Genomic DNA, 8,711 nt, shown 5'->3' with positions numbered 1-8,711 from the left:
CCAGGCGACGAGTGAGGTCTGCATCTCCACGAGAAAGAGCAACAATGATATTACGCAACGAGCTCAGGTTACTGAGTATTTTATTGAGTATAAAGATACTTCCTGGGATTGTAATGAGAGAAACCATCAATAAAGCCAGTGTAATACGAGTATTCAAGCTATTGGTTCTTTCCGAGATAAACCCCTTATCGATATATCCGGTTAGCTGCCACTGCTTATTACCGATACTTAGAGGACTTTCCAGAGCAATAAGATCACCTTTCACTTTATTGGAAAATACAAGATTATGCTTTGGATCTCTCAGCTCAATATAACTCCCCCGCACTGTCGACTGAGACAGTAGCGACTGAACATTTCTCAAATCAATATAGAAGATATCACCACTGGCATTCCCCCTTGGAATAGTAATACTTACTAGGGGAATATCATCTTGATAAAATACATCACTTAAAGTTACCCCATATGATTGTTCAACTTGATCAATGTATTTATTGGCAAGGGTTTCATCCTCAACTCTTCCTTGATGATTCACAACTAAATCACTCAAGACCTTGGTGATAGCATAAAAATCAGTCCGCTGCTTTACATCATCTAGACCCGTTAAACCTATTTTGATGTTTTCAGCCAGAAAAATCTTACTGGCAATATCATCCTCGAGTTTTTCTTTCACAAGATTAATCTGTGCACTAATGCTATTTTCATCACTTTCAAATATGTAGCTACTGACATAGTAGTTTATACTAATATAAGAGGTTGTAACGGTCGCAATCAGCACAAGAATCAGAGTGGATAATATTTTAACTTTAAAAGATAGTTTACTTGTCATCATATACCCTTATAAGCGTATAGTTATATAGGATTCATTATTTTCTGTTATTGCATGGCCATACATCAGAAGTACATTTCACACTTTAAATACCGTGCTATAGGCAAATATAAAAAGGCCCGAGTCGGGCCTTAAAAATCGTTAAACCAGTAACTATTTTTGAAAAAAAGTACGCTTCAGCGCCATCTCAAGCCCGCGAACTTCTGCCAACCCTTTAAGGCGACCAATTGCAGAATAGCCTGGGTTCGTTTTCTTTTTCAGGTCATCGAGCATCTGGTGACCGTGATCTGGTCTCATCGGAATTAGGCGAGTATCTCCTGCTGTTGCTCTGCGCTGCTCCTCCTTCAGGACTTCCATCACGACATTGTACATATCAACGTCACCATCCAGGTGAGCCGCTTCATGGAAGCTAAGCTGGTTATCTTCCCGCTGGGTTGAACGCAAGTGGGTAAAGTAAATACGGTCACCATGTTGCTTAATCATTTCAACCAGATCATTATCTCCCCGAACACCATAGGAGCCTGTGCACATGGTAATACCATTCATCTGGCTGGGAACTTCTTTTGTCAGCCACTCAATATCTTCAATAGTCGATACGATACGTGGCAGCCCTAAGATTGGACGAGGAGGATCATCAGGGTGTACCGCCATTCTAAGACCGTTGCTCTCGCAAGTAGGCATCAGCTCCTTCAGAAAGTGAACCATATGCTGACGCAACTTATCTTTGTCGATACCTTTATAACGATCTAACTGGGCCTGAAACTCTTCCAGGGTATATCCCTCTTCAGCTCCAGGGAGGCCTGCAATAATATTACTGGTCAGTTTTGCAACATCCGCTTTTGACATATCTTCAAAATAACGTTTTGCAAGTGCCAACTCTTCAGCTGAATAACAGGATTCTGCTCCGGGACGTTTTAATATATATAACTCAAAGGCAGCAAAAGCAATTTGGTCAAAACGCAACGCTTTCGAACCATCAGGCATTTCAAATTCGAGATCTGTACGGGTCCAATCTAATACCGGCATAAAGTTATAACAAACGGTATCAATACCACACTCAGCTAAATTTCGAAGTGTCTGTTTATAATTATCAATCCATAACTGGAAGTTACCCGTTTGTGTTTTTATTTCTTCATGAACAGGCACACTTTCAACAACGGACCATGTTAGCCCTTTTTCTTCGATAAGGGATTTTCGCTTTAAGATTTCTTCTTTTGTCCACACCTCACCATTTGGAATATGATGCAATGCATTGACGATTCCTGTTGCACCAGCCTGACGAATATCATCTAGCGACACAGGATCATTAGGGCCATACCAGCGCCAGGTTTGTTCCATGACAATCACCTTTAACAAGACATACTTAACCCGCTCGAAAAAATTCAAGTTAAGTATTTAACGACTTTAATTAACGACCAGAGTGTTATGGCCGTCCTGCACTAAGGCCAATAGATGTATTGGCCATATATTTCTATATCATCAAGAACTGATATAGATTTATTTTTCATCCCCAAGAAGGACGACAGGGTTTGAACTAAATAGATAACCATCAAAATTAGGGTCATCAATATCAGATAGCTCGAGTAATCGCTGCTTTACATTTTCAAGGTGTTGCCACATGGCGTTTTTTGCTGCGATAGGATCTTTTCGCTGCATGGCTGCAAGAATACGGGCGTGATCTTCCAGCCATTCCTCACGATAAGCCTGATCGGTAATATGAGAATGCAATTTCTTCCACATTGGGCTTTGCTCACGGCGTTCCCAAGAGTGTTTGAGCATATCAACCAGCACAGAGTTTTGGGTTGCTTCGGCAATACACAAATGGAACTGTTCATCACCGTTGCAGTTTTCCGACCCACTGGCCAATTCATTTCGCTCCAACGCCAGAGCAGTACGCATTTTTACAATATCTCCCGGCGTGACTTGAATCGCAGCGAACTCGGCAATATTACTTTCCAGTAACTGCCTAGCCTGCAGCATTTCAAAAGGGCCAGCATCATCGCTTATTACGTTTTCCCGGCTGTTTGTCGCACTAGGAATGTTGAGGACATACACACCCGAGCCTTTTTTCACTTCAACCAGGTTCTCCAGCTCTAGCATGATAATTGCTTCGCGCACAACGGTACGGCTTACATCTAGTCTTTCCGCAATGTCACGTTCAGGCGGTAGTCGGTCACCCACTCGATAGTGGCCGTCAATGAGTTCCTGTCTTAGTATCAACCCTAGCTCTTGGTAAGGTCGTTTCGGTTCAAAAGGCATCATGATGATATTGTCACTATTTTCCATTGCACTCTTCACGCCATCATAATGACCAAATAAAATTGGTCAACCTCTATATTCTAAAATGTAGCAACACCTTGATTTAACTTTTACTTAGATCTAGTTTCTTACTTATTTGACCGCTTTGATGCGCTCAACAATTTCGTTCAGCTCTGGATTTGACTTTTCAAGCTCGTCATACATCGGCTGCACAGCCTCGACAAACGCAGTCTTGTTTGGTTGGACGAATTTCACCCCCATCTTCTCTGCCTTGGCACGTTCCTTGTCTTCTGACTCAGCCCATAGTTCTTTCATCAGCTCCATTGAACTCATCGCCGCTTTTTTAAGGGCTTCACGGTTCTCTTCTGACAGGTTGTCATAAGCCTTGGTCGAGATTACAAGCACATCAGGAACCATAGTGTGCTCGTCCAAGCTAAAGTACTTCGACACCTCGCTATGACGGCTTAAACTAAACGACGGAATATTATTCTCTGCAGCATCCACCACGCCTTGCTGAAGTGCCGTATATAGCTCACCGTACGCTAGAGGTGTCGGGCTGCCACCCAGCGCTTTCACCATATTGATCGCCGACGGGCTTGGCTGAACACGAACTTTCAGCCCTTTCAGATCTTCAGGAGTATTGATTGGTTTCGATGTATAGAAGCTACGGGCACCTGCATCATAGTATGTCAGGCCGATGAAACCGCTATCACGCGATGACGCCAGGATCTCTTCGCCCACTTCTCCTTCTTGGACATTGTAGTAATGCGATTTATCACGGAATAGATAAGGCAAATTAAACGCTGAATATGCAGGGGCAAATGCTTCTAACTCGGCAGCATTGGTCTTAACCATCTGGAGGGCACCGTTTTGCATCAGTTCCATCGATTCGCGCTGCGTACCCAGCTGCGCATCAGGATAGATACGAATACGGACCTCGCCGTCAGTCAATTTACGTACTTCTTTTGCCATATGATCCATTGCTTTATGTACGGCATGGTCACGTGGGTGGTTGTGGCTTAGCTTCAGCGTCGTTGCCGCATAGGCGGAAGCTGAGGCACCAATAGTAAGAGCAGCACCGATCACTGCAGTAAGCACACTTTTACGCGTCATCATTGTTATATCTCCGTGAGATTGGTTGTCCATTTCGTAGGGTACATTTGGGTACTGGGCTAATACTGAATTCAAATTGGCACCCAGTCAAAATAAAAACCCCAATTGGTTGACCCATATCACAAGAAATACCCTTAAATTGGTCAACCAATCCAACTGTGAAGTGGCTCACATGACAATTATTAGCCAGTTCCTATAATCTAGTTTAGAAATGAGTGTGTATGACTGCAAAACCAATTTATGCTTCCTTACATTGGTTAACCAAAGGTCAGTTGACATACTTTCCCACACAAAGGAACTAAAGATGAATAAATTGGTTGGATATATAAACAGGGGACTGGCAATGTTTACCATATCCCTCTCGACCTTCCTGGTCTTCTGTGTCATTTGGCAGGTGATCTCTCGCTATGTCATTGGTAAACCAAGCACAGTTACTGATGAACTAGCCCGTTACCTGTTTATGTGGGTCGCATTGATTGGTGCAGCATATACGACAGGCCTCAAGCGCCACCTGGCCATTGACCTCCTGACAATGAAACTCAGCGGCAAACGAAAGCTGATAAATGAAATCATCATCCAGCTAGCTATCGCAGCTTTTGCCTTCATTGTCTTGGTCTATGGCGGCACCAATCTGGCACTTAAAACGCTGGCAACAGGCCAGGTTACCCCTGCTCTAGGTTTGGAGATGGGATTTATCTACTTCTGCCTGCCGATTAGTGGCGCACTAATGATTTTCTATTCGGCAGTCTTCGGTTTTGAAAAGTGTAAGCAGCTAGTATCCGGCAATACGTTAACTGCCGATACTCAGCAACACTAGCTAAAAAGGAACTTCATCATGGAATGGCAAGTCATTCTTACTTTATTTGGCAGCTTTGCGATTCTCCTTACTTTGGGGATCCCGGTTTCATTTGCAATTGGTCTATCCTCATTGGCTACAATCCTGATGAGCCTACCGCTAGAACCGGCGATTGCCGTTGTGGCGCAACGTATGGCCGCAGGACTGGACAACTTCGCTCTGCTCGCCATCCCGTTCTTCATTCTGGCTGGCAACATTATGAACCAAGGGGGGATCGCCATCCGCCTGATCAACTTTGCCAAGGTGCTCGGCGGACGTTTGCCGGGTTCACTGGCCCATGTAAACGTTATGGCCAATATGATGTTCGGCTCAATTTCGGGTTCAGCGGTAGCTTCGGCAGCAGCAGTGGGCGGTACTATGTCTCCGCTTCAGAAGAAGGATGGTTATGACGAGCATTTCTCTGCCGCAGTTAATATAACCTCATGCCCTACAGGCCTGTTAATCCCACCAAGCAACACCTTAATTGTTTTCTCGCTTGTCTCCGGGGGAACATCCATTGCTGCTCTCTTCCTTGGGGGATACATTCCGGGAATCCTGATGGGTCTGAGTCTAATGGCTGTTGCCGGCTATATTGCCAAGCGTCGTGGCTATCCTCTGGCACCCAAACCGACACTTGCCGAAGTCTGGAGCACAATGCTGAAAGCACTACCTTCCCTGATGCTTATCGTGATCATCATGGGAGGCATCATTGGAGGCATATTTACAGCCACCGAAGCATCTGCAATCGCCGTTGTATATACCTTTGTATTGGCAGTACTCATTTACCGCGAAGTGAAATTTCGAGAGTTGCCTAAAATCATCCTGGAATCTGCGGTAACAACATCGATTGTGCTGCTACTGGTCGGTGCATCGATGGGAATGTCCTGGGCCATGGCCAATGCCGACATTCCTTACATGATTGCCGATGCGCTATTGGCGATATCCGAAAACCCATTAGTCATCCTGCTGATCATCAACCTTATCTTGCTGATTGTCGGTATCTTCATGGACATGACGCCAGCTGTACTTATCTTCACGCCTATTTTCTTGCCTATCGCAATGGACTTGGGTATCGATCCGGTTCACTTCGGCATCATGATGACCTTCAACTTGGCTATTGGTATCTGTACTCCTCCGGTAGGTAGCGCCCTCTTTATCGGCTGCTCAGTGGCGAAAGTATCAATCGACAAAATCATCAAGCCTTTGCTGCCGTTTTATGCCGCACTGATTATGGCACTACTTGCCGTCACCTTTATTCCGCAACTGAGCCTGTTCCTACCGAATCTGGTCCTGGGCTACTAAGCAATAAAGAATCAATACAATATTTACTCAATGTCTGTCTCACCTGTGTCGGCAGGTGAGACAAAGGAAGAGCACAATGACAAACATTGCTAACACAGCTATCAATAATCTGGTTATTCGTCCTAACTACAACCGAGCGGCTTTAAAAAGCCGGATCGTCCATCTAGGCTTTGGCGCCTTCCACCGTGCGCACCAAGCATTGTTTACTAACGAAATGCTCGAAAAGACCGGCAGTGACTGGGGAATTTGTGAAATTAACCTGTTCGGCGGCGAAGACCTTATCGCCAAGCTGCAAGAGCAAGATCACCTATATACGGTGGCTGAAAAAGGCGCAAAGGAAACCACGGTAAAATTAATCGGGTCGGTAACAGAATCGCTGCATCCCACCTTTGACGGCCAGCAGGCAGTACTGGATAAAATGACGGAAGAACAAGTCGCGATTGTATCCACGACCATTACTGAAAAAGGTTATTGCACCGATCCGGCAACAGGCCGCCTGGATAAAGTCAACGCTATGATCCAGGCCGATCTGGAAAGCCCTCATACCCCTCAGTCGGCAATTGGTTATATTGTCGAAGCTCTTAGGCTACGTCGCGAGCTGGGTATTAAACCGTTTACTGTTATGTCTTGCGATAACGTTCAGGAAAATGGCCATGTTGCCCGCGCTGCCGTACTTGACTATGCCATGCTGCTCAACAAAGACCTCGCCGAATGGATAGAAGTCAATGTGACCTTCCCGTGCACTATGGTTGATCGTATTGTGCCGGCCGCTACCCCTGAAACACTGAACGAAATTACCCAGCTTGTTGGTGTTGAAGACCCTTGTGGAATCGCCTGCGAGCCTTTCCGCCAGTGGGTTATAGAAGATAAGTTCGTCAACGGCCGACCCGACTGGGATGTTGCCGGAGCCGAATTTGTTAGCGATGTGGTTCCGTTTGAAGAAATGAAACTGCGCATGTTAAACGGTAGCCACTCATTCCTTGCCTACCTCGGTTATCTTGGCGGCTACCCGCACATTTCGGACACCATGACCAATGAAAGCTACCGCAAAGCCGCTTTCGATATGATGATGCACGCCCAGGCTCCAACTCTTAATATGCCAAAAGGCACGGATCTTGAGGGATATGCCCAACTGCTCATCGAGCGATTTACCAACCCAAGCCTGAAGCATCAGACCTGGCAAATTGCAATGGACGGTAGCCAGAAGATCCCCCAGCGCATGGGAGGCTCACTTCGCTTCCACCTAAGACATGGCACAGACTACAGATGGCTTGCGATGGGAATTGCTGGCTGGATGGCGTATGTCAGTGGTGTTGACGAGAAAACGAATCCTATTGATGTCCGCGACCCTATGGCTGAGCAATTTAAGGCTATCTACCAGAAAAACGGTATCAATACCTCTGTGGTCAAAGCCCTGCTCGATATCGAAGCCATATTCGGCACCGACCTGGCCAAAAACGAAGACTTCGTCACTGAAGTCACCAAAGCCTACCAACTAATTATCACCAAGGGTGCCCGAGCGGCAGTTGCCTCCTTGTAATTGAATTAACCTTCGGGGGCTCCGGCTCCCGAAACCGTATTGGAGCCAGAAATGAAACAGTTCCTTTGTGAAGACTTTCTTCTGTCAAATGAAGTAGCCCGTCGCTTGTACCATGATTTTGCTAAAGATATGCCGATTTATGACTATCACTGTCACTTAAATCCCCAAGAAGTGGCCGAGAACCGTCACTTCGACAACCTTGGCCAGATATGGCTTGAAGGAGACCATTACAAATGGCGTGGTATGCGTGCGGCAGGCATCCCCGAACACCTAATCACAGGGCGAGAGAGTTCCGATTTCGATAAATACATGGCCTGGGCCAAAACGGTTCCGCAAACCTTGGGAAACCCGCTCTATCACTGGACTCACCTGGAGCTTCGCCGACCGTTTGGTATCTCAGGCAAACTATTTGGCCCGGAGACTGCTGAAGATATCTGGCATGAATGCAACGAATTACTTGCCACCCCAGAGTTTTCTGCTCGCGGGATCATGAAGCAGATGAACGTGGTCATGGCAGGAACAACCGATGATCCTATCCACTCTCTGGAACATCACAAAGCCATCGCGGAAGATACCAACTTTGATATTGAAGTCGCCCCAAGCTGGCGGCCTGATCGCGCATTCAAGATCGAGTTAGATGGCTTTGGCGACTACATGCAGCTCCTGGGCCAAGCCGCAGATATAGAAATCACTCGCTTTGCGGATCTTCTCACCGCGCTGGAACGCCGTCTTGAGCACTTTGCTATACATGGTTGCCGAGCCGCCGACCACGGTATTGAAATAGTCCGCTATGGAAAAATACCATCAGAGGCAACCCTCGATTCCCTGCTATCCCG

At 46.2% G+C, this 8,711-nt stretch carries 7 protein-coding genes and 1 pseudogene; 4 read left to right on the top strand and 4 right to left on the bottom strand.

Annotation, left to right across the window (positions count from 1 at the left end; genetic code table 11):
* The 4 genes and pseudogenes from MHN01_RS08700 to MHN01_RS08685 form a co-directional block, all read right to left on the bottom strand.
* A pseudogene (locus MHN01_RS08700) lies at positions 1-826 on the bottom strand (methyl-accepting chemotaxis protein); the annotation flags it as partial.
* 153 nt (positions 827-979) lie between these two features.
* Positions 980-2,164, bottom strand: coding sequence for a mannonate dehydratase (uxuA, locus tag MHN01_RS08695; RefSeq protein WP_239410991.1), 1,185 nt, complete (start codon positions 2,162-2,164; stop codon positions 980-982).
* A gap of 159 nt (positions 2,165-2,323) precedes the next feature.
* Positions 2,324-3,112, bottom strand: a complete 789-nt coding sequence (locus MHN01_RS08690; protein ID WP_239410990.1) for an FCD domain-containing protein — start codon at positions 3,110-3,112, stop codon at positions 2,324-2,326.
* A gap of 105 nt (positions 3,113-3,217) precedes the next feature.
* Complete coding sequence (locus MHN01_RS08685; protein WP_239410989.1) at positions 3,218-4,201, bottom strand: TRAP transporter substrate-binding protein; 984 nt, start codon at positions 4,199-4,201, stop codon at positions 3,218-3,220.
* Positions 4,202-4,502: 301 nt separating this feature from the next.
* Between MHN01_RS08685 and MHN01_RS08680 the strand changes: the two genes are divergently transcribed.
* From MHN01_RS08680 to MHN01_RS08665, 4 genes are all read left to right on the top strand, one after another.
* On the top strand, positions 4,503-5,015 hold the full coding sequence (locus tag MHN01_RS08680) for a TRAP transporter small permease (protein ID WP_239410988.1): 513 nt from the start codon (positions 4,503-4,505) through the stop codon (positions 5,013-5,015).
* A gap of 18 nt (positions 5,016-5,033) precedes the next feature.
* A complete protein-coding gene (locus MHN01_RS08675) occupies positions 5,034-6,335 on the top strand; it encodes a TRAP transporter large permease (protein ID WP_239410987.1) in 1,302 nt (433 codons plus the stop codon).
* Between the two features lie 76 nt (positions 6,336-6,411).
* On the top strand, positions 6,412-7,875 hold the full coding sequence (locus MHN01_RS08670; RefSeq protein WP_239410986.1) for a fructuronate reductase: 1,464 nt from the start codon (positions 6,412-6,414) through the stop codon (positions 7,873-7,875).
* A gap of 51 nt (positions 7,876-7,926) precedes the next feature.
* Positions 7,927-8,711: glucuronate isomerase (locus MHN01_RS08665; protein WP_239410985.1), on the top strand; the 785-nt coding region annotated here is incomplete at its 3' end.

Source organism: Photobacterium sp. OFAV2-7, from assembly GCF_022347985.1.
Classification (GTDB): Bacteria; Pseudomonadota; Gammaproteobacteria; order Enterobacterales; family Vibrionaceae; genus Photobacterium.
The sequence above is the reverse complement of the archived record's forward strand: the minus strand, read 5'-3'. Positions and strand labels throughout refer to the sequence as shown.

What these genes read in the sequence shown, in the direction of transcription:
- uxuA (WP_239410991.1), bottom strand. Translation starts at nt 2,164, where the DNA reads ATGGAACAAACCTGGCGCTGGTATGGCCCTAATGATCCTGTGTCGCTA.
- MHN01_RS08690 (WP_239410990.1), bottom strand. Translation starts at nt 3,112, where the DNA reads ATGGAAAATAGTGACAATATCATCATGATGCCTTTTGAACCGAAACGA.
- MHN01_RS08685 (WP_239410989.1), bottom strand. Translation starts at nt 4,201, where the DNA reads ATGATGACGCGTAAAAGTGTGCTTACTGCAGTGATCGGTGCTGCTCTT.
- MHN01_RS08680 (WP_239410988.1), top strand. Translation starts at nt 4,503, where the DNA reads ATGAATAAATTGGTTGGATATATAAACAGGGGACTGGCAATGTTTACC.
- MHN01_RS08675 (WP_239410987.1), top strand. Translation starts at nt 5,034, where the DNA reads ATGGAATGGCAAGTCATTCTTACTTTATTTGGCAGCTTTGCGATTCTC.
- MHN01_RS08670 (WP_239410986.1), top strand. Translation starts at nt 6,412, where the DNA reads ATGACAAACATTGCTAACACAGCTATCAATAATCTGGTTATTCGTCCT.